The organism is Sphingobacterium detergens, assembly GCF_003610355.1.
GTDB lineage: Bacteria > Bacteroidota > Bacteroidia > Sphingobacteriales > Sphingobacteriaceae > Sphingobacterium > Sphingobacterium detergens.
Window position 1 is genome coordinate 96,826 of the sequence record NZ_RAPY01000004.1, and the last position, 24,234, is coordinate 121,059.

Annotated in this window: 19 protein-coding genes and 1 other RNA gene; 8 read left to right on the forward strand and 12 right to left on the reverse strand. The window is 38.2% G+C overall.

All coding sequences use genetic code 11. The features are described 5' to 3' along the window. The 3 genes from DFQ12_RS18960 to DFQ12_RS18970 form a co-directional block, all read right to left on the reverse strand. Positions 1-738 (reverse strand): isoprenyl transferase, encoded by a 738-nt coding sequence (locus tag DFQ12_RS18960; protein WP_120260630.1) that lies wholly within the window; start codon positions 736-738, stop codon positions 1-3. A 224-nt stretch (positions 739-962) separates the two neighbouring features. Next, on the reverse strand, positions 963-1,847 hold the full coding sequence (locus DFQ12_RS18965) for an NAD kinase (protein WP_120260631.1): 885 nt from the start codon (positions 1,845-1,847) through the stop codon (positions 963-965). Between the two features lie 49 nt (positions 1,848-1,896). After that, positions 1,897-2,559: a CBS domain-containing protein gene (locus tag DFQ12_RS18970; RefSeq protein WP_120260632.1), complete on the reverse strand. Its 663-nt coding sequence runs from the start codon at positions 2,557-2,559 to the stop codon at positions 1,897-1,899. A gap of 242 nt (positions 2,560-2,801) precedes the next feature. Between DFQ12_RS18970 and glsA the strand changes: the two genes are divergently transcribed. Both glsA and glsB read left to right on the forward strand, forming a co-directional pair. After that, positions 2,802-3,635 (forward strand): lyso-glycine lipid O-acyltransferase GlsA, encoded by an 834-nt coding sequence (gene glsA, locus DFQ12_RS18975; protein ID WP_120260633.1) that lies wholly within the window; start codon positions 2,802-2,804, stop codon positions 3,633-3,635. Between the two features lie 5 nt (positions 3,636-3,640). After that, positions 3,641-4,600, forward strand: a complete 960-nt coding sequence (gene glsB / locus DFQ12_RS18980) for a glycine N(alpha)-acyltransferase GlsB (protein WP_120260634.1) — start codon at positions 3,641-3,643, stop codon at positions 4,598-4,600. Positions 4,601-4,633: 33 nt separating this feature from the next. Here the strand turns inward: glsB and DFQ12_RS18985 are convergent, their stop codons facing one another. From DFQ12_RS18985 to DFQ12_RS18995, 3 genes are read right to left on the reverse strand one after another with little or no spacing between them, the layout of a single operon-like run. Further along, complete coding sequence (locus DFQ12_RS18985) at positions 4,634-5,368, reverse strand: MIP/aquaporin family protein (RefSeq protein WP_120260635.1); 735 nt, start codon at positions 5,366-5,368, stop codon at positions 4,634-4,636. 9 nt (positions 5,369-5,377) lie between these two features. Next, a complete protein-coding gene (glpK, locus tag DFQ12_RS18990) occupies positions 5,378-6,877 on the reverse strand; it encodes a glycerol kinase GlpK (protein WP_120260636.1) in 1,500 nt (499 codons plus the stop codon). A 27-nt stretch (positions 6,878-6,904) separates the two neighbouring features. Further along, positions 6,905-8,482, reverse strand: a complete 1,578-nt coding sequence (locus tag DFQ12_RS18995) for a glycerol-3-phosphate dehydrogenase/oxidase (protein ID WP_120260637.1) — start codon at positions 8,480-8,482, stop codon at positions 6,905-6,907. Positions 8,483-8,838: 356 nt separating this feature from the next. Here DFQ12_RS18995 and DFQ12_RS19000 point away from each other — a divergent pair, with 356 nt between their 5' ends. After that, on the forward strand, positions 8,839-9,345 hold the full coding sequence (locus tag DFQ12_RS19000; RefSeq protein WP_120260638.1) for a thioredoxin family protein: 507 nt from the start codon (positions 8,839-8,841) through the stop codon (positions 9,343-9,345). A 487-nt stretch (positions 9,346-9,832) separates the two neighbouring features. Here DFQ12_RS19000 and DFQ12_RS19005 read toward each other — a convergent pair whose 3' ends face one another. Continuing rightward, the gene (locus DFQ12_RS19005; RefSeq protein WP_120260639.1) at positions 9,833-11,224 is read right to left on the reverse strand and encodes an arginine decarboxylase; all 1,392 of its coding nucleotides are present in this window, start codon (positions 11,222-11,224) and stop codon (positions 9,833-9,835) included. A 108-nt stretch (positions 11,225-11,332) separates the two neighbouring features. Here DFQ12_RS19005 and argS point away from each other — a divergent pair, with 108 nt between their 5' ends. From argS to DFQ12_RS19020, 3 genes are read left to right on the forward strand one after another with little or no spacing between them, the layout of a single operon-like run. Continuing rightward, the gene (gene argS, locus DFQ12_RS19010) at positions 11,333-13,117 is read left to right on the forward strand and encodes an arginine--tRNA ligase (RefSeq protein WP_120260640.1); all 1,785 of its coding nucleotides are present in this window, start codon (positions 11,333-11,335) and stop codon (positions 13,115-13,117) included. Positions 13,118-13,121: 4 nt separating this feature from the next. Further along, on the forward strand, positions 13,122-14,198 hold the full coding sequence (locus DFQ12_RS19015) for an oxidoreductase (RefSeq protein ID WP_120260641.1): 1,077 nt from the start codon (positions 13,122-13,124) through the stop codon (positions 14,196-14,198). A gap of 15 nt (positions 14,199-14,213) precedes the next feature. Then, positions 14,214-15,401, forward strand: a complete 1,188-nt coding sequence (locus DFQ12_RS19020) for a BaiN/RdsA family NAD(P)/FAD-dependent oxidoreductase (RefSeq protein WP_120261006.1) — start codon at positions 14,214-14,216, stop codon at positions 15,399-15,401. A gap of 207 nt (positions 15,402-15,608) precedes the next feature. Here the strand turns inward: DFQ12_RS19020 and DFQ12_RS19025 are convergent, their stop codons facing one another. Further along, a complete protein-coding gene (locus tag DFQ12_RS19025) occupies positions 15,609-16,652 on the reverse strand; it encodes a helix-turn-helix transcriptional regulator (RefSeq protein ID WP_120260642.1) in 1,044 nt (347 codons plus the stop codon). Positions 16,653-16,811: 159 nt separating this feature from the next. On the opposite strand from DFQ12_RS19025, the gene rnpB reads away from it, so the two are divergent. Then, positions 16,812-17,191, forward strand: an RNA gene (gene rnpB, locus DFQ12_RS19030) — RNase P RNA component class A. A gap of 65 nt (positions 17,192-17,256) precedes the next feature. Continuing rightward, entirely contained in the window at positions 17,257-18,648 is a 1,392-nt protein-coding gene (locus DFQ12_RS19035; protein ID WP_120260643.1) for a sigma-54-dependent transcriptional regulator, read from the forward strand. 133 nt (positions 18,649-18,781) lie between these two features. On the opposite strand, the gene DFQ12_RS19040 is transcribed toward DFQ12_RS19035, so the two are convergent. The 4 genes from DFQ12_RS19040 to DFQ12_RS19055 all read right to left on the reverse strand — a co-directional run bounded on the left by DFQ12_RS19040 (position 18,782) and on the right by DFQ12_RS19055 (position 23,833). After that, a complete protein-coding gene (locus DFQ12_RS19040) occupies positions 18,782-19,441 on the reverse strand; it encodes an HAD family hydrolase (RefSeq protein WP_120260644.1) in 660 nt (219 codons plus the stop codon). 75 nt (positions 19,442-19,516) lie between these two features. Beyond that, entirely contained in the window at positions 19,517-21,418 is a 1,902-nt protein-coding gene (locus DFQ12_RS19045; RefSeq protein WP_120260645.1) for a DUF3857 domain-containing transglutaminase family protein, read from the reverse strand. After that, positions 21,415-23,391, reverse strand: a complete 1,977-nt coding sequence (locus tag DFQ12_RS19050; RefSeq protein WP_120260646.1) for a DUF3857 domain-containing protein — start codon at positions 23,389-23,391, stop codon at positions 21,415-21,417. The genes DFQ12_RS19045 and DFQ12_RS19050 overlap by 4 nt, the downstream gene beginning before the upstream one ends. Positions 23,392-23,458: 67 nt before the next feature. Further along, the gene (locus tag DFQ12_RS19055) at positions 23,459-23,833 is read right to left on the reverse strand and encodes a hypothetical protein (RefSeq protein WP_120260647.1); all 375 of its coding nucleotides are present in this window, start codon (positions 23,831-23,833) and stop codon (positions 23,459-23,461) included. Between the last annotated feature and the right edge of the window lie 401 nt (positions 23,834-24,234).

The following is a 24,234-nucleotide window of genomic DNA, read 5'->3' on the forward strand; positions in this document are numbered from 1 at the left end:
TTATAACTGCTCACTTGTTTTTCCAAACCTTCTTTCTCGTTGCTGATATTCTACGATTGATTTATATAAATCTTCTTTTGTAAACTCTGGCCACATCTTGTCTAAGAAGCACAGTTCAGAATAAGCAATTTGCCAAAGAAGGAAATTACTAATCCGAAGTTCTCCACTAGTTCTGATCAATAAATCTGGATCTGGTAGGTCTCGGGTGTAGAGATTGGCGGAGAAAATGTCATCGTTGATCTCTTCTATGCTCAATTCTCCTGCTTTAACTTTTTTAGCCAGATTTCGGGTTGCTTCCACAATTTCTTGACGGGAACTATAGCTTAGCGCTAGGGTTAGGGTACAGTGTGTATTATCTTTGGTAGCATCAATGGTTTCCTGAAGCTTTTTTTGTGCATTCGATGGAAGCTTGCTAATATCTCCGATAGCGTTTAATCTGACACCATTTTCTTGAAATGTCTTGATTTCCTTTTTTAAAGAGGAGACCAAAAGCTCCATCAGCGCGATTACTTCCAGTTTTGGGCGATTCCAATTTTCGGCTGAGAATGCATAGAGTGTTAGAAATTTAATGTTAGCCTTAACACATCCTTCTAAAGCCTCTCTCACTGCTTTCACGCCATTTTGGTGTCCAAATACACGAAGTTTGCCTTTTTGCTTTGCCCAACGACCATTACCATCCATGATAATGGCAATATGTTGGGGTAATTTAATGTTATCAATTTGATCTAAAAAGCTCATTGTTGCTATTTTCAATAAATTAACACCTTTAGCCTTTTACAGCTTATTTGTGTGTTAAAACCAGATACTGGCTTTCTGTATATTACCTTCAAACGAAGTTTTACCTCCCAAGGTTAATCCGTTTGATTATTATTTTGAAACCTTACTATCGGTGCCTTATCTGTATTTATTTCTTCCAAATATCGATTTTTAATTGGGAATTCAGAAGTACAATATGATAAAGATTAGTAGTTTCTCACATCGATACCCCAAAGCAGTTTTTCTCTTAATGTGCTAAAAAAGCTTTCGTGCGGAAGACGAATTAGATTAATCGTAAATGGAGCTTGTTTAATTGTCAATTTTACTGAAGTATCGATAGACTCATTTTTTGAGTCACAACTGAGTATGTATTGATTGCTTCGGCTCTCGATTTCAAGTTCCAGTGTGAATTGATTTGAAATAACGATCGGTCTGACGTTAAGGTTATGTGGTGAAATCGGTGTAATGACAAAATTCCCGCTTTCCGGCATAATGATCGGACCCCCACAGCTCAGCGAGTATGCTGTGGAACCGGTAGGAGTGGCGATAATCAATCCATCTGCCCAATAGGAATTGAGTAGTTCACCATTAATCCGTGCATTGACTGTGATCATTGCGGAGCTATCATAACGAAATACTGTAATATCGTTAAGGGCATAATGATTACCTTGGAACAAATTGATCTGTTCAGATTCTACCGACAGGAGAACACGTTTTTGGATATCATAACGATTGTTTAAAATATCGTCTACGGCATGTTCAAAGTCATTTTTATTAATGGAAGCCAAAAAGCCTAAGCGGCCAAAGTTAATTCCTGCAATGGGAATACCAGAGTCTTTAATGAGCGATACTGCTGACAACATTGTTCCATCACCACCTAAACTTAGCATGAGATCAACATTGTCTTTAATTTGCTCATACTTATGATAAGTAGGAAAACTAAAACCACATTCAAACTGCGTTGTCAAGAACTTATAAAAAGGGTCATAAACCCAAATATCAACGTTTTTGCCAACGAGATATTTAAATAAGTGCTTCACATGTGCTATAACGGAGGGTTGAAACTCTCGTCCATATATCGCAATTCTCATATTTTTGAATTTATGGGGCAAAGATGAGAAAAAAACTAATCTTAATTAATTAAATATTGATGTAATTCATAAGCTGCTGATAACGATCGGCGGTATCATCAAATGCGGCAACAGTATTGTGTGTCTCCATAATTATATAATTATGCCTTAAGAATGAATTAAGTAGCGCGTTGATATTGGATTTGTCTACCTTCAAGGTGACTTCAATCGAGTCACTTTCGAGATTTATTTTTGTCGCACAATTGAGGATCCTACAGTTGTCACTCTCTACCAGATGTGCAATCTGAGATAATGAAAAGTCATGTAATCCAATTGACAATACGATAATAGCACCAGATTCATTTTGCGATTGGATTAATGAAATTGCCTTTAAAATATCCAATTGTGTAGAAACCCCAATATATTTGTTATCTTGATCCAAAATAGGGACTAAGGAACTATTATATACTGTTGTCATGACCAATGCATCATAGGGATGTTGGTTAAATCTAAGCTGTATTGGTGCTGTGTTAATTTTAATGGAGGAGATTGGAGCTGCGTCATTATCGGCATCCAGTAAAATAGACTCATTGACGAATCCAATATATTCATCCCCATTTAAAACAACCAATTCTTTACAAAGCATGTCTTGTAGTTTTTCCAGTGCCTGCTGTATTGAATCAGCTTTTTGAATGCTGAAATCTGCGTTTGAAAGAAATTGTCCTATTAACATATCCAAACTTAATAAAAAAAATGATGTGAAAGGGAAATTTTTGTAGATCAGAATCTTTAAGAGGGCAAGGACTTTTTTGTGTTTGGAGAATAAATTGAAAGCAAGTAATCACATTATTGCAAATAAGTACAATTTTAATGTTTAAAATTGTACTTTTATTAGCATTCTGTTAGTATTTTTGTCCGCAATTTGAGTTATACTTAAATGAAGGGCGGCTAGTTTTTTTCAGAAAAATAAGATTGATGGTTACGAGTGAGAATAAAAAATTTATTGATATACGTGAGGTTATTCACAAAAAAAATGCGGGATTAGCAAAGTGGATTCCTTCCTTCCTGTTGAACTATCTTAAAAGAACCATTCATGAGGATGAGATAAATGATATCATGACACGTTTTGCTGATTTGCAAGGACTAGATTTTGTTGATGCGTTAATCAATGATTTGGGGGTGACTGTGAATTTATATGGCGCAGAAAATATTCCGGAGTCTGATCCTGTGATTTTTGCATCCAATCACCCTTTGGGAGGTTTGGACGGTATCGCCTTTATGCATGCGATAGGAAAGCACCGTCGGGATGTGAAATTTTTGGTTAATGATATCTTATTAAATATAGGTAATTTGAGGCCTTTATTTGTAGGTGTAAATAAACTAGGCGGCCAGGGTAAACAGGCTATTTCAGCAATAGAGGAAGCGTACGGGGCAGATGATGCCTTGCTTGTATTCCCCGCGGGCTTGGTTTCCAGAAAGCAGAAAGATGGGCGTATTGAAGACCTGGAATGGAAAAAAAGTTTTATTAGCAAAGCGAAAAAATATAAAAAAGATATCATTCCAGTACTTATTGACGGCAAAAACTCTAAGTTTTTTTATAATTTTGCAAGGCTTAGACAAAAAATAGGTCTTAAGGTAAACATTGAAATGTTATATTTACCCGATGAAATGTTTGCCCAGCGCGGGCACACTGTTAACATTATAGTAGGAAAGAGAATCCCTTATACAGCGTTTGATCAATCAAAAAACGAAAAGACTTGGGCTGAAGAAGTGAAAAGAAGGGTTTATGGATTAGCTCAAGAAAAATAGAATTTATGCAAGAAATTATACCTCCAGTTGATAGAGAACTATTGAAAGCCGAATTGAACAAGGACGTTTTCTTACGCTATACCAACAATGGAAATAACGAGATATACTTAATCAACTATCATAACTCGCCCAATGCTATGCGCGAAATTGGACGGTTACGAGAGTTGACATTCCGTGGCGCAGGAGGAGGTACAGGGCTTTCAATCGATATTGATGAAAATGATACATGTGATGATTGTTATGATCAATTGATCGCATGGAATCCTGAAGATGAGGAAGTCGTTGCAGGTTATCGTGTGATTAAATGTACAGCAGCCGGAGAAACAAATGGTATTCCTAATTTATCTACGGCCCATTATTTTCAGTTCTCAGATCAGTTTACGAAAGATTATTTGCCGTATACCATTGAACTCGGGCGGTCTTTTGTTCAGCCTAGATATCAACCAGCAATTGACAATAGAAAAGGCATCTTTTCTTTAGATAACTTATGGGATGGCTTGGGCGCTTTGGTGATGCTTAATCCTGAAATTAAGTACCTTTTTGGGAAAGTGACGATGTATCCACATTATAATAAGGATGCACGGGATATGTTGCTTTACTTCATGGATTACTATTTTCCTGATCAGGATAAGTTGGTAACTCCGTTGCCTGATTTGGAAATCAAAAATGACTATGATCGTTTTGTTGGCGTTTTTGATGGGTTAGATTATAAAGAAGGATATAAAATATTAAACAGTCACGTAAGAGCATTGGGGGAAAATATTCCGCCATTAATAAATACTTACATGAACCTGTCCCCAACGATGAAGTCTTTTGGTACAGCTCGAAATGATGAGTTTGGTACTGTTGAAGAAAAGGGGATTTTGATTGTTATTGAAGATGTTTATCCTGTGAAAAAAGAAAGACATATGAATACTTTTGAGCGGGATCGTGAATATGGTCATCGAAAACCAAAACGAGTATAAAATAATAAAGGGATTCAATATTGAATCCCTTTATTATTTTATTAAAGTATAGAGTACAAATGCTAAGATCGCGCCAATGATCGGTCCAATAATAGGTATCCAGGCGTATGACCAGTCAGAACTTCCTTTTCCTTTAATTGGCCAGAGCGCGTGAAATAAGCGTGGTCCAAAATCTCTGGCAGGATTAATCGCATAGCCTGTTGTGCCTCCTAATGACAAGCCAATAGCCCAAACTAAAAAAGCAACCGGTATAGCGCCTAGAGATCCCATCCCGATAGGCTCAGTCTTTCCATTGATCGTAACATCTTGACCTGTTATAAAGAAGATAACAAAGATTAAGACGAACGTTCCAATGATTTCACTGGCTAGATTTGTTGACGTGTTTCTAATATTTGGGATGGTGGCGAAAACACCTAATTTTGTGGTCGGATCGGCTGTAGCGTCAAAATGATCTTTGTGTATAATGTAAGTTAAAAATGCCCCACAAAATCCACCTGCAATTTGGGCGAGAATATAACCAGGAACCTCTGTCCAGGTGAGCGCGTTGTTAAGTGCCATCGCAATTGTTACCGCTGGATTAAGGTGAGCACCGGTGTAAGGCCCTGCAAAGACTACTCCAACATAGACGGCGAGGGCCCATGCGGTTGTAATGACAATCCAACCGCTATTTTCCCCTTTTGTTCCTTTTAATATGACATTTGCAACAACACCGTTCCCAAGGAGTAGGAGGAGCGTGGTTCCGATAAATTCAGCTAAATAATGGTTCATAAGTATTGGTTAGTTTTCTGTCCAGAATTGTAATGCTTTAACGCCTTTGGTCCATTGTTTAATAATTTTCTGGGTTTGTTCTTCTTGTTCTTTTTCGGGTTCAAAGAGACGGTCCTGTGCCCAAAATTTTGAAAGCTCTTCTTCATTTTTCCAGAAGCCGACAGCCAGTCCTGCTAGGTAGGCTGCTCCCAATGCTGTTGTTTCAGTAATTTTGGGTCTGATAACATTACTGCCCAATACATTCGCTTGGATCTGCATTAAAAGATTGTTTGCTGTTGCTCCACCATCCACACGCAGCTCCTTGATCGGTATTCCACTGTCAGCTTCCATTGCCTGTAAAACATCTCTTGTTTGGAGCGAAATTGCCTCTAGCGAAGCTCTGGCAATATGTCCATTTGTTGTTGCCCGTGTTAATCCAAATATAGTGCCTTGAGCTCTGGCGTTCCAATAAGGCGCTCCCAGTCCAGCGAAAGTTGGGATAAATGTTACTCCGCCATTGTCTTTTTCGGAAAGTGCCAATTGCTCAATATCTGCAGATTTGTAGATAATATTAAGGTTGTCCCGTAACCATTGGACCAATGCACCACCAATAAATATACTTCCCTCTAATGCATATTCTGTTTTACCGTTGATCTTCCAGGCTACGGTTGTCAATAAGTTGTTTTTGGACACGATTGGCTTATCACCAATATTCATTAACATAAAACATCCAGTACCGTAGGTGTTTTTTACCATTCCTTTTTCTATGCATTGCTGACCAAAAAGAGCTGCTTGCTGATCTCCTGCAATCCCTGCAATTCTAACTTTATGAGCAAAAATCGTTGTTCTCGACTCGCCGTATATTTCGCTGCTTTCCTTAACTTCTGGTAACATAGAAGCCGGAATGTCGAATAATTCAAGAAGCTCCGTATCCCAATCCATCGTATGTATATTGAATAAAAGTGTACGGGAGGCATTGGTAACATCGGTAATATGAACATCCCCGCGTGTCAGATTCCATACCAACCAAGTGTCAATGGTGCCACAGATCAGCTCTCCGTTTTTGGCTTTTTCTCTTGCTCCGTCCACATGATCAAGAATCCACTTTATTTTTGTTGCTGAAAAATAAGGGTCAAGGATGAGCCCTGTTTTTTTCTGTATCATTTCATGTTTGCCAGATTTACGGAGCTCATCACAGTAATCTGCTGTGCGCTTATCTTGCCATACAATAGCATTATAGATTGGTCTACCGCTTTCTTTTTCCCAGACAACAATCGTTTCCCGTTGATTGGTTATTCCAATGGCAGCGATATTTTTACCATTCAGTCCGGCTTTCGTTGTGGCTTCGGCAGTGACACCTGCTTGCGTGGACCAGATTTCATGTGGGTCATGTTCTACCCATCCTGGTTGTGGAAAGATTTGTGTAAATTCTTTTTGCGCAATTGAAACGATATTTCTGTCCTTATCAAAAATAATGGCTCTGGAGCTTGTTGTACCCTGATCCATCGCCAAGATGTATTGTTGTTCCATAATCTGATTACTGCTGGTTATTTTCTATTAGTTTAAGATATAATTTTTTGCAACTTTCTCGAAATTTTCTATCTGATTTTTTTGCCAGTTTTCGTCTTTACCTAATTCTTGAGCGAGTATGCTGGCGACTTCCGGAGCAGCGGTAATTGCTGCTTTTGCATCAAGAAATAGGATGCGTACACGACGTGAAAGTACATCTTCCACGGTCTGTGCGAGTTCGTTTCGCACGGCCCATAATACCTCTGCTTTTTTAAATTCCAAATGTTCAACTAATTTTTCACCCCATACCGGATTTTCTTGTGCAAGCGCACGGATTGCCTCCTGGTCGGAGCCATAAATATACATGTGGTTACTTCTATCAGTTGTAGGAATAGCGCTATAGATTTTTTGTGTTGCTGAGGTACTTTCCTTTTTTGGCAAACAGCCAATTTTAATTGCTTTATCAACGGTGTCTTGTCCCATTCTGCGAAAGGTAGTCCATTTTCCTCCAGTCAAAGTTAGTAAATTTGAGTCGCTGACAATTACTTTATGACTTCGGGAGATTTCTTTGGTTTTGTTGGAATTTCCTGTTGGAGCCGCCAACGGTCGAAGACCAGCAAATACGGCTAATGCATCCTGACGGGTTGGCTGTTTAGTGAGGTAACGCCCAGCAGTTTTTAAGATAAATTCGATCTCTTTCTCTAGCGCTATTGGTTCCAGGCTATGTTCGTCAATAGGTGTGTCTGTGGTTCCTGCGATGACACGATTGTGCCAGGGGACAAGAAAAAGGACACGGCCATCATCTGTTTTTGGTATCATGATTGCGTCATCCCCCGGGAGAAAAGATTTGTCAAAAACAAGGTGTACACCCTGGCTCGGTCTCACCATTTGTTTTGCTTCGGGTTTATCCATTTTGAGGATATCATCAACAAAGATCCCTGTCGCATTGATAATCGCTTTACCCTGAATCGTGAAAACTTCTCCTGTATCAGTATCTTGCGCGATAACACCGTTAACTTTACCAATGCCGTTTTTGGTTAGATTAGTTACCCGCATATAATTAAGTGCTACGCCGCCCATTTGAATACAGGTCTGCGCTACATTGACAGCGAGTCTTGAGTCGTCAAATTGACCATCCTGATAAACAACACCGCCATAGAGTCCTTTTGTTCTGACTGTACTGATTCGACGTTGTGTTTCCTCCTTATTGATATGTATGGATTTTCCTAAGCTCAATTTGCCGGCTAAAAAATCATATATTTTCATGCCGATGGTATAGAAGGGACCGTCAAACCAGCTGTAATTAGGGATCACGAAAGATTGATTTTTAACTAAATGTGGAGCGTTTTGCTGTAGGAGCCCGCGCTCATGAAGAGCTTCCCTTACAAGAGATATATCGCCCTGAGCGAGATAGCGGACACCTCCATGAACGAGTTTTGTCGCTTTGCTCGAGGTGCCTTTCGCAAAATCAACCTGTTCCAATAATATCGTTTTGAATCCTCTGCTCAATGCATCCAATGCAACACCCAAGCCACTTGCTCCGCCTCCTATGACAATAACATCCCACTCGCTTGTGTCTTTTACTCTTTCTATTAATTTTGACCTTTTGAATTCTTCTTGTTTCATTTTGTTTCGTTTTTGGTCTTAAGTTACTGTCTCTTTTATTTGTCTATGTAACCCAATTATACTAAGTTATGGTATATTTATGGATTTTTAAAGGAATTTTATAAAAAAACACAAAAATAACACATGTTTGTTTTTGTTTTGTTTTGTTTTGTTATCTATGTTTTTTAATAATTCATTATCACTTTTTTGATGTTTTTAAAATAATTTGAGATAACATCATTTCTATGGCCTTGTTGTATATTCTTTGTTGTTTTGTAGCGAAGAACTATATACTGTTTAACCATTATAATAGGCTTATGTTTTGGTTTGGTAAAATGATTTTGTAATTTTAAATCATATAAATAATTTGTTGGATAATGAGAAGGATTAAATTATTGTTTTTTGGAATCGGCGTATTCTTGGGAAGCCAATTCGTACATTCAAGTGTAGTCGCTCAGGAAGTTTCAAAAACTCAGGATGAGCTTTCAAAGCCTTATAATCCAGAAGCAGACGCACAAAAAGATATCGATGGCCTGCTGCAATTGGCTAAGAAGGAAAAAAAGAATATCGTTATTCAAGCTGGAGGGAATTGGTGTGTATGGTGTCTGCGGTTTAATGATTATATTCATAAAACGGCGAGCGTAGACAAATTGTTAAAAAGTCGTTTTCTCTATTATCACCTAAATTATTCGAAAGAGAACAAGAATGAGGCGGTTTTTCAAAAGTATGCACCTGAAGGCAGTAAATTAGGTTATCCATTTTTTATTATATTGGATAAGAATGGAAAGACACTTCATGTACAGGAAAGCGGTAGTCTGGAGAAAGGAAAAAGCTACGATGAGGAAAAGGTTCTGAAATTCTTTAATACCTGGGTGGCAAAATAAAAAAGAACCACAACCGAATCTCTTAAGGAAAATCATAATAAAATAACGGAAAATACACGGCGAGCAGGTCTCTATATAAGGGGCCTGCTTTATTTTTTTGCAAACTGATGTATAAGGAATATTACTACACTAGATTTGGTATTCAGCGATGTATTTGGACGGAGACAGCAAGGAAAAAACTTCATTATTGACGCGGATTTGATAATGAGATTATACGGACCTAATAGGTATTTTACACGGTTTTATCCGAATGAAGTTCCTATTAAGTCCGTATCATGACCCTATTAAGTGATAACTTGTTAGGAGGTTACATGCTGTCTGACAAGGGGAGTTTAGATTGCAAATGATTGGAGAAAGCGGGGAGCTACTTAAAAGAAAAGGTCTCGATCCTAAGATCGAGACCTTTTTCTCTATGATTGATTAGCATACCTTCTTTCTAAAAAGATACGTTAAAATTTATAGCATCATTTTATTTAGGTGGGGTATCTTATTGATAACCCAATAGCTTCATGACTTGCTTGGAATTTTGTTCCTCTCCAAATACTTCGTAGTTGAAAGTCTCATCTCTATTTCTACGCACTAATACATGTTTAGGAGAAGGAAGTAGGCAATGATGAATTCCGCCGTATCCACTCAATACATCTTGGTAAGCTCCAGTATGGAAGAATCCTAAATATTGTACTTTACGTGTTTTAGGCATAAAAACAGAGTTCATATGTGCTTCCTGATTGTAGTAATCTTGGCCATCACAAGTAATTCCACCCAAATTGACACGTTCGTATTCCGAGTCCCAGTTGTTGATTGGTAATAGAATATATTTTTGGTTCAATGCCCAAACGTCAGGTAAGTTTGTAATGAAAGATCCATCAATCATAAACCAGCGCTCGCGGTCATTTTGTTGCTTACGTCCAAGTACTTTGTATAGGATGCCAGATGCTTCAGCAACGGTGTATTTGCCAAATTCTGTAATGATATCTGGTTCCATTACTTCGTGGTGTGCACAGATCTGTTTGATCCGATTGACGATTTCGTTGACCATGTATTCATAATCAAAATCGTGTACCAATGAATCTTTAAAAGGCATTCCGCCACCGATATCCAACGTATCTAAATCAGGATTTATCTTTTTGAATTTACAATAGAGGGTAACATATTTTTCCAGCTCATTCCAGTAATATGGCGTGTCTGATATCCCTGAATTGATAAAGAAGTGAAGTAGTTTTACTTTGAAGTTGGGATTGTCCGCTATTTTGTTATTATAGAATTCTACAACATCTTCTTGACGAATACCCAGTCGTGATGTATAAAATTGGGAATCTGGTTGTTCCTCCGAAGCTATGCGAATACCCAGAGCACAAGGTTCATCCAATTCAATCTCATCATCATAGAGGTTGAATTCTTCTTTGTTGTCCAGTACCGGTATAATATTTTTATATCCATCATGGATCATATCAACAATATACTGTTTGTACTGATAGGTTTTAAATCCATTACAGATGACTGTGATGTCTTTTGTCACGGTACCTTGTCTCTCCAGTGAATCAATCATCGGCATGTCAAATGCAGACGAAGTTTCAAGGTGGATGTCATTTTTCAAGGCTTCTTCTACGATGTGCTTGAAATGGGAAGATTTGGTGCAATAACAGTATTTGTAAGATCCACGATAGTTGTGCTTCAGAATAGCGGTCTGAAACAAGATTTTCGCTTGTTGAATTTTTTTGCTGACGATAGGCAAATAAGTAAAACGTAACGGCGTACCGTACGTTTCTATCATTTCCATTAAATTCAAATCGTGGAAATACAATTCGTCGTCGATGATTTCGAATCCGTCTTGCGGAAAACCAACACTTAAGTCAAGAAATTCCTGATAGCTCTGCATTTTTTATTATTTTTGCAAAGATATACTTTAATGGTGAATACCTAAATAAGGAATGTTATTTATTTCCAGTTCACTATCAGGAAGTTGTAAAATTTACAAAATCATTAAATGGCAAATTCTATTCAAAGGCGACTTGTTGAAGTCACTGTACAGGCTGTTAAAGCGCTTTACAATGCAGATATTTTAGAACATCAAATTGCTTTACAAGCGACTCGAAAGGAGTTTGAAGGGCAGATTACAATCGTAACTTTTCCCGTAACTCGCTTTTCGAAATCGTCTCCAGAGCAAACAGGTAAAGAAATCGGTACCTATTTGCAACAGCATATAACTGAAATATCGGACTTCAATGTGATAAAAGGCTTTTTGAATATTGTGCTTTCCGATGACTATTGGGTTTCCTTGTTGAATGAAACGATTGTTGCCAAAGATTTTGGTGTTTTCCCAGCGAATGGAAAGAAATTGATGGTTGAATATTCTTCGCCAAATACCAATAAACCATTGCATTTGGGGCATATCCGAAATAATCTGTTAGGTTATTCCGTCGCTGAAATCTTGAAAGCTTATGGTTACGAAGTCATCAAGGCAAATTTGGTGAACGATCGTGGTATACATATTTGTAAATCCATGCTGGCTTGGCAGAAATTCGGTGCGGGAGAAACGCCTGAATCTACCGGAATGAAAGGTGACCACCTTGTGGGGAAATACTATGTATTCTTCGATAAGGAGTATAAGAAAGAAATTGAAACATTGAAAGCTGAAGGGCAGTCGGAAGATGAAGCAAAAAAGAATGCTCCATTGATGAAGGAGGCTCAGTCTATGCTTCAAAAATGGGAGGCAGGAGACGAAGAGGTTATTACGCTTTGGAAAACGATGAACAGTTGGGTCTACGCTGGTTTTGAAAAAACCTATAAGCAATTGGGCGTAGACTTTGATAAATATTATTACGAATCTGATACCTATCTTTTAGGGAAAGATATCATTCAGGAAGGACTGGACAAAGGTGTTTTCTTTAAGAAAGAAGACAACTCTGTTTGGATAGATCTGACAGATGAAGGACTGGACCAAAAATTGGTACTCCGTGGCGATGGTACTTCAGTTTATATTACACAGGATTTAGGTACTGCGCAGCTTAAATATGATGAGTTCAAAATGAGTGAATCTATTTACGTTGTCGGTAATGAACAAGATTACCATTTCAAGGTTTTGTTTTTGATCCTTAAAAAACTAGGTAAATCATGGGCTGACGGTTTGTTCCACTTATCTTATGGTATGGTTGACTTACCTTCGGGTAAAATGAAATCACGTGAGGGAACAGTGGTGGATGCTGATGATTTAATGGACGAAATGCTTAAAACAGCACAGGAGCGTACAGAAGAACTGGGGAAAACCGAAGGTCTAGCTGAAGACGCCAAGGCTGCACTTTATAATACCATAGGGATGGGAGCATTGAAGTACTTTTTATTGAAAGTAGATCCAAAGAAACGTCTATTGTTTGATCCAAGCGAATCTGTAGATTTTCAGGGCCATACTGGACCTTTTATCCAATACACACATGCACGTATTAAATCTGTATTGAGTAAGGCTGAATTTGATGCCAATAGCCCTGTTTCCGTACTGACATCCATTTCGCCTTATGAACGTGATCTGATTCAGCAGTTGGGAGCATTTCCTGAAACTATTGAAGCGTCTGCACAGGAATTTAGTCCGGCGCAATTGGCAAATTACATTTACGAGGTTGCCAAGTTATATAATAAATTTTATCACGAAGAGAGCATATTGAAAGCCGAAGCCAATGATGTAAAGAATTTTAGATTACATCTGTCCGCTGCTGCAGCGAAAGTTATCGCCAAAGGAATGGGCTTGTTGGGTATCTGTGTACCTGAAAGAATGTAATGATATGAGGAAGATTCGTGTTGGCCTTATAGGCTTTGGTATTTCGGGACAGGTTTTTCATGCTCCTGTCATGCGTTCGATTGCGGCATTGGACCTTGTAAAGGTTACTGCGCGTAAGGCTGAGCAACAGGTGTTATTGAAAGAGCGTTTTCCGCAAGCTGAAATCGCTTTGTCTGCTGATGAAATTTTTGCTGATGATACGATCGAGCTGGTCGTGGTTGCGACTTCTAACGATATGCATTATCCAATGGCAAAACGTGCATTGGAGGCAGGAAAACATGTCGTTGTTGAAAAACCGTTTACAAATACGGTAGAACAAGCAGATGAGTTGATCGCCTTAGCGAAAGAAAAGAATTTGGTGCTTGCCCCTTATCATAATTTGAGATTTACTTCGGATTTCCGTACACTCGTGAAAATCATAGCAGGTGGACGATTGGGTAGGATTGTAAATCTGGAATCGAGATTTGACCGTTTCCGGAATTATTTGCGACCAAATGCCTGGCGTGAGGAAAATCTGCCTGGATCGGGTATATTTTACGATTTAGGCCCACATCTTATCGATCAGGCTTTGCAGTTATTTGGAAAGCCGAATGCTGTATTTGCAGATCTTGCCGTACAACGTGATCATGCAAAGACTATTGACAATTTTGACTGTATCTTGTACTACGATAACCTGAGAGTTTCGCTAAAAGGATCAATGCTTGCGAAAGAACCAACCCCACGATATCGCCTTTTTGGTATGAATGGCAATTTTGTAAAAAATGGCGTTGACCCCCAAGAAGCATTATTGCGGGATGGTAAGTTCCCCGATGAAGACCCAAATTGGGGCGAAGAGGATCCAAGTATTTATGGTAAACTGAACATTGTCGAAGACGGCAGAGATGTCGAGGAAATTATTGCGTCGGAACGTGGATCATATCCTGATTTTTATCAAAATGTTGCGGATACTATTTTAGGTCAAGCTACCTTAATCGCTTCACCGGAGCAGGCGCGAGATGTGATTCGTATCATCGAGCTTGGCTATCAGAGTCAATCAGAACGACGTGTCATTTCAACTGAAGATCAATTGATTGCTTATTAATATAAGACTGTGGATATATACGATGCTATTATCATTGGTGGTGGTGCCTGTGGTTTAATGTGTGCAACACAAGCAGGATTGCTGGGAAAGAAAACGTTGCTATTGGAGCGGAATGATAAGGTGGGAGCAAAGATCTTGATTTCAGGTGGTGGAAGGTGCAATTACACAAATACCGGAACTACAATTGCTAATTTTATCTCTGAAAATCCAGATTTTTTGCATGGGATATTTAAGCAATGGACCGTCGAGGATACCATTGATTTTTTCGAAGCATACGGTATTAAAGGACAGGAAAAGACCTTAGGACAACTGTTTCCCGAAACCAATAAAGCCAAAGATATCGTTGCGATATTTTCGAAAATTCTTTATGAAACTGAACAGGATATAGCGCTCAATACGCTTGTGAAATCTGTTGAAAAGAGCGCCAATGGATTTGTCGTTCAGGTAGAGACTTCGAAAGGAGCGTATCAGTATGAAACTAAGAAGCTGGTGATTGCCTCAGGAGGACTGCCGGTTCAAAAACTAGGCGCATCTGATTTTGGATTGCGTGTTGCAAAGCAGTTTGAACTAGAAATTGTGAAAACCGCGCCAGCACTGGTACCATTGACAATTACCGGTAAAGATGCGGATTGGTATACTTCCCTAGCCGGCAATTCGGTATTTTCGAAAGTCTCCACAGCCAATATGTCTTTTGAAGAGAATATATTGTTTACGCACTGGGGGTTGAGCGGCCCTGCAATTCTTCAGATATCAAGCTATTGGAAACCGGGACAGGAGATTACGATAGACTTGCTCCCAAATTTTAATCTGGAACAGTTGATCAAGGAAGAGCGGCAGCAGGGCGGGAAGCGATTGGTCTCACAATTGCTGAATGACTATTTTAGTCGAAAACTGGTGGATGCGCTTGGCAAATTCCTTACATTGGATATCAAAATAGCATCTTTGAGCAAAGCTGACGCTAAGTCGATTGTAGATACGGTTCACCGTTTTAAGGTCAAGCCCGCAGGTGATAAGGGCTATGATAAAGCCGAGGTGATGCGCGGCGGTGTTTCTACGGCGGAACTGCAGGGCAAAACATTAGAATCCAAGAAAATACCCGGTCTTTATTTTGGAGGTGAGACTGTCGATGTGACGGGCTGGCTTGGCGGATATAATTTCCAATGGGCCTGGGCAAGTGGTTATGCGATTGCACAAGCTATTTAGAGTCCATCAACCCGATATCATTTGGTTGCAGTGCCGTGGTGTTTTATAAATACAGTGACTACCTGTTTACTAACAATACAGCTTATTGGTTTCAGGTCAATCTCTGGTTTTACCGAAAAATGTTTTGAAGCTGAACTGAGGATCGATCAGAAGCTCGATATAATTAAATCCAGACTTTTACGAAAAACGGTTAGAAGCTCAGTGATTCTATGCAGTATCAGTTGACTTTTCCGAACGATCAGGATATAATTGAGCTGCAGCAACCAAACGTTGCCTTATCCGACTTTGTAAATTGCGTGGAGCAATCACCTTGATCGCTTCACCAAATCCTAAAATTTCCCGCTCCAGTTCAAAGTTCAGGACAACATCAAGACGAATTAATAAGGAGCCGTCGTCTTTTTTATCCAGGATCTGTTGAGAAGGATGGATAGGCTTGGTTTCTACATAAGGAGCATTTCTTGCATTTATTTCCAGAATAACACGATGGCCGCGATCTTTATGCGTTTTTGTGACTCCAATTGTATCGGAATAGTAACGTTCAAAATCTACCCCTGTATATTCTTTATACGAATTTTTTCCCATTTCCTCTATTGTTTCGATCCGATCTAAAGCAAGTGTCATTAATCCCTCGCTTTTTCTGTGGTGCCCAATGAGAAACCAACGATTACGGTATTCTTTTAATAGGTAGGGGGAGAATACCAGATCTTGTTTTTGTAGTGCTTTAAAAGATTGATAGCCTATTAGAAGTGGTGTTTTTTCACGAATAGCCTGATGGAGCTCGCTAATAAATGATAAGCCTTTCAAAAGATTATTGCTCTCCATTTGGATAATGGAAGGTTGATTATCTTTTTTAGTATGAATACTATCCTCAAGGCGTGCTACAATATCGCTCATTTCATCAAAACTCGAAAAGCCGCTGACATGTTTTAAGACCTCTACAGCTTCCTTCATTTTTTGCATATCGCCAACCGAAATAGGCGAGTTGCTTATACTATAATTTGGGTCTTCGTAAGTATAAAACTTACGATGTGTGACAACAATAGGCGCATTATAACCTAATTTATTACTGCGCATCAACTGTATATCGCCCTGAACAGTGCGTTTACTTATGCCATTCTTGATGCCTTCAAACTCATAGAGGGCATCAGAAACCTTTTCCATTAAGTCTTCTAAAGTCCACTTACGATGTCTTAACCGAAGACAGTTATCTATTGTTTTGTAGCGGATCAGTGCGAGTTTGTTTAATGCCATGTTTTGTTGATGCAAGTTTAGATGAAAATACAAAAACTTTATCTTATCTACGCAAGAGTGTTGCGTAATTTTTGAGATGGGTAAAGCCTTATGCCCAGCTTTGTTGAAATTGTAAAGAAATTGGCTGTTTATCCAAGTAAAATCGCTACTTTTGCACAGAAGCAAACTGGTTCTATCGCTGCTCTTTTTGGGAGGAGAGGAAAGTCCGGGCAACATAGAGCGACACGCTTCCTAACGGGAAGGATGTTATTTTAAATAGCAGACAGAAAGTGCCACAGAAAATATACCGCTTTTCGGAGTAAGGGTGAAAACGTAAGGTAAGAGCTTACGGTCTTGTATGGTAACATATATTACGGTAAACCTCGTGTGTTGAAAGACCAAATAGGTTGCGAAATCCGAAGGCTGCTCGTCTTCTTTCAATTTATTGGAATTCGTAATGGGTAGGTTGATTGAGTTTGTCAGCGATGGCAAATCTAGATAAATGATAGAAATTCCACTTCGGTGGTCTACAGAACCCGGCTTACAAGGTTTGCTTCTTTTTCGCTAATTGCTAAAAAAACCTTATATTGATTTCCGTAATTGAAAATAGCATAACGCTGAATTTATGAGTACAATTTTAATCATTGACGATGAACGCGCCATCAGAAGCTCTTTGCGTGATATCTTAGAATACGAAGATTATACGATTTTAGATGTTGACAATGGTCGTGATGGATTGGAGATCTTAAAAAAAGAAAAGGTCAACTTGGTTCTGTGTGATATCAAGATGAATAATATGGACGGGATGGAAGTGTTATCTGAGGCACATCAGAGTAGTCCAGATATTCCTTTTATAATGATCTCTGGCCATGGAACGATTGAAACCGCGGTTGAGGCAGCAAAAAAAGGAGCTTTTGACTTTTTGGAAAAACCACTGGATCTAAACCGATTGCTCATTACGGTTCGGAATGCGCTGGATAAAAGTTCTCTTGTCACTGAAACCAAAGTATTAAAACGAAAAGTAAGCAGCTCAAAAACCAAAGATATATTAGGGGAGTCGGGTGCAATTAAACGTATCAAAGAGACGATAGATCGTGTGGCTCCAACAGAAGCGAGAGTTCTGATTACCGGTGCAAATGGTTCAGGTAAAGAGCTTGTGGCCCGTTGGTTGCATGAGAAATCAAATCGTTCACAAGCGCCATTGATTGAAGTAAACTGTGCTGCCATTCCTTCAGAATTGATCGAATCAGAATTGTTTGGACATGAAAAAGGATCATTTACTTCAGCAATTAAACAACGTATCGGTAAATTTGAACAGGCGAGTGGTGGGACATTGTTTTTGGACGAGATCGGTGATATGAGCCTTTCCGCTCAGGCCAAAGTGTTGCGTGCTTTACAGGAACATAAAATAACCAGAGTTGGTGGTGACAAAGAGATTGATGTCAATGTACGTGTTGTAGCTGCGACCAATAAAGATTTGTTAAAGGAAATTGAAGACGGCAATTTTAGAATGGACTTATATCATCGCCTCTCGGTGATTTTAATCCATGTGCCAGCGCTGATAGATCGTGTTGATGATATTCCATTGCTTTCAACAAACTTTTGTGAAGAAATATGTATGGAATATGGTATTCCTGTAAAGGAAATTACAAATGCGGCGATGAGAGAATTAAGCCATCTTCCATGGACAGGAAATATTCGTGAATTGCGTAATATGATTGAACGACTTATTATTTTGAGTGATAAATCTATTACCGATAAGGATGTTGTCGCATTTGCTAATCCTTCACGTGAACCGGTAAATGGAATTGCCCACGAAAAGGGGACGGTGAATTACGGCCTAGATATGGATTCGTTTGACTCTTTCCAAGATTATAAGGATCATGCGGAAAAAGAATTTATAAAATATAAATTGGAGAAAAATAACTGGAATGTTTCCAAGACTGCAGATGATCTGGATATACAACGGAGTCATCTCTATAGTAAGATTGAAAAGTTTGGTCTCAAAAGAGACTAGCAAAAACAAGGGCTTCTTTTGGAAGCCCTTGTTTTTTTATAAACCCTTGTAATAGTTCTTATGTGTAATGTGAAGCTGCACTGCTAAAATGATCCTAATGTCCAATAATCGATCATTTTATTAGGAGGTTTTTCTATTTCAATATAGCCTTCACATTAGCTACTGAAATTTCAGTGTAGTTTCTGATATACGTATCGCTAGTCGGGAGCTCCTCCTTTTTGTGCGTTGACAATACGGCAACAACTTTCATTCCCGCATTCTGTGCCGCTGTAATGCCCGAAAAAGAATCTTCAAACACAATGCATTTTTCAATTGGCATACCCAGATTTTCCGCTGATTTCAAATAAACTTCGGGATGAGGTTTGTGCAGTTTTACATCCTCGCTGCTCAACGTTGATGAGAAAAGATCCCGGATCTTTAGTTCATCCAAAATCAGATCCATATTTTCTTTAGGAGCCGATGTTGCCACCGCAAGTTTGAAGCCCTTGTCTTTTAAATCTTTCAGAAATTCGATCAAGCCTTTAATAGGGGCAACATGTTCTTTATAGATGACCCTAAAAAGCTGCTCTTTTTCAAACTCAAGCGTACGTAACTCTTCAGGAGAGATCGGACGTTGAAAAAAATGTTGCATGATATAGCTGTTGTGTTTGCCATACATATGCTGTTCGAATTCTTCTTCAGTAGCCTGCTGTACGTTATGGTTTTTAAAAAAAGCTCTGAAAGCTTCTGCATGAAAGGGATTTGTGTGGCTTATAACCCCGTCCATATCAAAAATTGCCGCGTATTCTGTCATTTGGCTAATATACAATAATTGCTTTATTTGATTGTTTGGCAACTTTCATATTCTGGTAAATATTTTAAGATGATATTACAATATGCTCAGATTATAACGTCCTTTATCGGAACCACTCACTTCTTTATGAAACTGAAAGAAATCCTCATAGTTGCTTGCTGGGTAATTTCCTTCGAAGAGCTCCAGTTTTCGATACGTGAAAAGTTTATTTCCTTTTATCTCCGACTTAAATTCATATTTGCCAAACGGTTTTTCGATCACCTTTTGTTCGGGGGTTATTGTTTTTAAAATATTATTTGGCAGTGCAATGCTAATGCTGTCAATGTCAACATATCCACGTTCTATAAAAATATCTTCTGTACGGTTTTTATTCTCAGATATGCTGGATTGGGTATTGAAAATATTGGGCTGAATCAGCATCTTATTACCGTTTTTTACTGCATAGTTTTTAATGGAAATTGACAAATTCTCTTCAATAAATGGTTTATCTTGTTTGTGTTCGGTGTATTTTACCTGTTCAAAATTAATGTTGTCGATATTATAATATTCTGCCAGCAGTTTAGTTTTCTCATTATTGCTTGCTAAAAGAATTTCCATATGATTTTCATACTGCGTACCATAAAATTTGGTGTTTAAGGAGCCTTTTATACTCCCATCATCGGATAGGCTAAGATCGGCATTACGAAGCTGAAGATTGATGGCATTGCTATATTTTGGCGTATGCATAATCACACCACCATTTTCGGTACAGGCAATGACATCTCTGTCATCTGTAAAATTGCTTAGGAATCCAAAAGGGAGGTTCTGGCTGGTACATTCCAACCAGGTCGTGTCATTTTTGAACGGCAGGCATAGGATTGCATGGTTTCCATCTTGTACATTTGCAAATGTTTTATGAAAATTCTCCTTGCGTTTACCCGCCTCAACCATACAGTAGTAAGAAGGTATACCTACAGCAGATAACATGCTTCCCATATAGTTGACCAAGGCTTTACAGTCACCATAACCTAAACGGTCAACCTCAGAGGCCGGGAAAGGCTCAAGTCCACCAATTCCAATCTGAATACTGATGTATCTCGTGTTTTTCTGCAAATAGTCATAGAGGATCTTCGCTTTTTCTTGATCCGATGAGGCGTTCTTTGTAAGTGATATGAACTTCTGTTTTGAAGCTTCAGTAAGATCTTGCTTTTTGCTTAATAATTTAGTTGAAAACCAGTCACCATACTCTTTCCAGTCACTAAAATTGCCTTCTTTTCCATAATAGACAAAGTTTTTGGGAACGATCAATACACTTGTTCTTTTCAGATTGGGATTGGGACTATAAGATTCCTCTTTTTTCGCTGGAATTTGTTCTGCATTCCATGTTTTACTGACTGTTTTGTCGGTTTTTTCCTCTTTGATATTACCTTTATAGTTTTTTGACTCGATACGGAATTCGCTACCGATCGGAGTGATAAATTGGTAACTACTTTTTTCAACGGATACATTGTTTGAAACTTCCGGAGTCCACGAAGGAATGATTAAGTTTTGTTTATGCCTTACTTCGTATTGATATTCGATGGTATAGGGGTAGCTATGATAATCCGGGATATAGACTTTCATCCTTGAGTCAGCAAACATTGTACTGTTGTCGACTGCACTTACATCTTTAAAATCCTTGGTTGCAATTTTTTTCTGCAATATTCCCATTTCATTATAGATCGCACCCTTTATGCTTTTGATCTCATTTGATTTGTTATAATGTATCGGAAGAGCGGCATAGTAATCCCCGTTTTTATTATAAACGGTAATGACACGTGTAACGGTTTCAGTGACCTGCTCAGGGGATTTTACTTCCACGACAGTTTTATCATTTCGGACTGTTGCTACTGCCCGACTTTTTAGCGCGCCCGGAATCTGGGCAATATCGTAGTTTTCCTGAGCAATTGAAGCAATTGGAATCAGGAAATAGGCTAAATTGGCAAATAACGTTTTCATTTTTTTGTGGTTAATCTAATGTCTAATTTCTGCTGTTGTATAATGCGTGAATAGAGCTCTTTTAAAGAGAAATATTCGTCTACCGTAAATATTGGTTTATTAAAACTAAGGCTCCCCATAACCTCTAGTTTGGTGCCAGTTAGCTGTGTGATGTATTTATATCTTGCAGCAGATTCGGGAAGAGCCAAAGATACATTTTGTGGTTTATCGGTTACTTCGTATTGCTCCGGGATTTCCAATTGGATATTATATTGGAGCTTAGACTTAAATCCCATATCTACCGGATAAGTACGATCTTGAATTTTGAACGGATTATAGGATATGCGATCGATGACGTTTGGAGCAAGCGATAATATATTGTTTTCTTGCTGTTTATTAACATCTAACGTAATATCAAAGGTCTCGTTTAGTACCTGATCGAGTTCGTTAAGATGTTCAATTTTGGCATTGGTAAAACTGATGTTGGGCATCTCTTCATCCAGTTTTTCCCAATATTCTTCGAGAGAATTGAATTTGGCTATATGTTGCCTTTTTAAGAGCGCTTTATTGCCTTGACTGCTGATGATAAGTGTGCCCTTAATTTGACCTTGGTCATTCAGTACGCCCGTCAACGCATAGTATTGTTCGGATATCTCCTCGGAGGTTAGGGGGAACCAATCTGAACTCTTTTTGGAGTATATGATTCGGCCACGCTCATTGAGGGATTGCAGTGACAACGAGCCAAAGGGTAGATAGCTATTCGATGCATCTAATTTGTATTTGATTCCATCGATGTCCACACAGGCGATTACATAGTCAAAATCAGATAATACTGGAAATAGTGAATTGGGGTTGCCATTCCGTCTTGTCGATAAAATAATTGGATAAGCATCTAAATCCGCAGCTTGTAGGGCAGTAATCAGCGATAAATTGATATCACCAATATTACCAGTTCTTTTTTCTAAGGCTTTTTCTATTCCATTTTCCGAATATTTTCCAAGATAGTTATTCCATTTTATCTGTTTCTTGATGTAGTCGTAGATTTTGTTGGCCTTTACCAATTTTGAATCATCTGGAGATAAAAGCGTTGACAACGTAGTTTTGAATAGATCTGTTTTTTTGAATTGTCCACCAAAGGTCTTCTCATTCATTAATTCTGTGTCAACATCTTTCCATGTTTTACTAAATGTTTTTTTGACACCAGTGCTTGGATAAAATATGGACTCGAGTTCGTAATATATAGCGGATTTAAAATTTTTGGGAGAAGTCATAAAGTCTTCTTCAACAAAAGCTGGAATATTGGACATCGTATAGGTGAGCTTTGAACAATCCATTCTTACTCCATCCAAAAAAAGATATTCCTTCAAAACTTCTCCCTTTTTTTGGTCATCAAGTCTATAGGGGCCACGCAATACCACATTATAGGTAAAAGATGCTGGTATGATAGCGATATATTGGCTTTGTAATTTGGGGATATCATCCTGAAATTTCCATGTCTTAAAATTAAATAGATCCTGTTCGAGGGTTCGATAAGAAACTTCTATGATGGATCCTTCTTTAATATTTGGAAGCGTGAATTTGTTCAGATCGAGGTAAGTAGAGTAATTTTCTTTAAAAACCTTTTTATTTTCAAGTTCTGTTCGAATGATCTGTCCGTTTTCCAAATTGTAGGTAACAGCCTTCAATTCGTCTAAGTAGTCACGGATATAACTTCCTCTTTTATAGGACGGGATCTCGAAATTGGCTTTTTTAAAACCCTCCTTATTATTTATACGAATGAGGACATGGTATTCGTGCATTAATTTTATGCGATGATCATAGTCATCGACGAAAACTGAGCTTTGCCCGAATTCTTTTAGCACAATAGCATTTGCATTGCTATCCAGTGCTGTAGTTGAGAAATCTGAAATGGCAACCTTACCAAAATCGAAATTCTGTCCAAAGATGTTCGAACAAAAACAAAATATTAAAAATAGCGTTAAAAAATGGCGCATAACTTAGGCGTAATTTGTATACGAATATAAGTTTTTAGCCAAAATTAAACGATACCTCTAAAAAATATTATTTGTCTATTTGTAGTAGATTGTCAATGACTTCGGTAATATTATCAATATCCTCACCATCTTCTAACATTGAAAATGCGAGGTAGGTTGCGTAGATCTCAGGACTAAACTTAACATGTTTGTCTGCAATGAACTTATCAATCTGTTGTTCATTGCATTCAAAATTGATGCTTTGCAATTCATTGAACAAGTTTGTTGAGATCGTCTGGTGATTTTCTCCACAGGCAAATCCTGCGATAATATGGAATAGAAATTTATCGGTTATTTCATCATCTTCCTTTTTGAACATAGCACGAATATGCTTATAATCGAATTTAGTTTTTGCACTATTGACTATAGTGTCCCAAATCTGATACTCCGCTTTTGTCTCCATAGCTCACTTTAAATTTATATTGGTATAAGCAATATACTAAAAATAATTCTATTCTAAGCAAGGATGACGACAAGATTTCTCTGAAAAAGACATACAGGTTGTATATCTTTTCTTTTGTTCTAGCTGAGTGTAGGTTAAGACTGTAGCAGTTTGAAAACCATTTCACCTAACAGGCAACCCAATAGAATTCCAAAAAGAATGGATAGACTTACTTTGAACCATACAGGGCTTGTTTTTAATGCTAATTTCATGGTGCAAAAATGCCTTAAAAATATCCTTTTATAAAGAAATTTAGCGAGGAAAATGCCTCCTGTAGTGATATGATGACAAGAGATTTTAGGCTTTGTGGTATGATAATTGAAAATTAATATTTGAATTCGATTTTTTTAGTAATTTAAGTC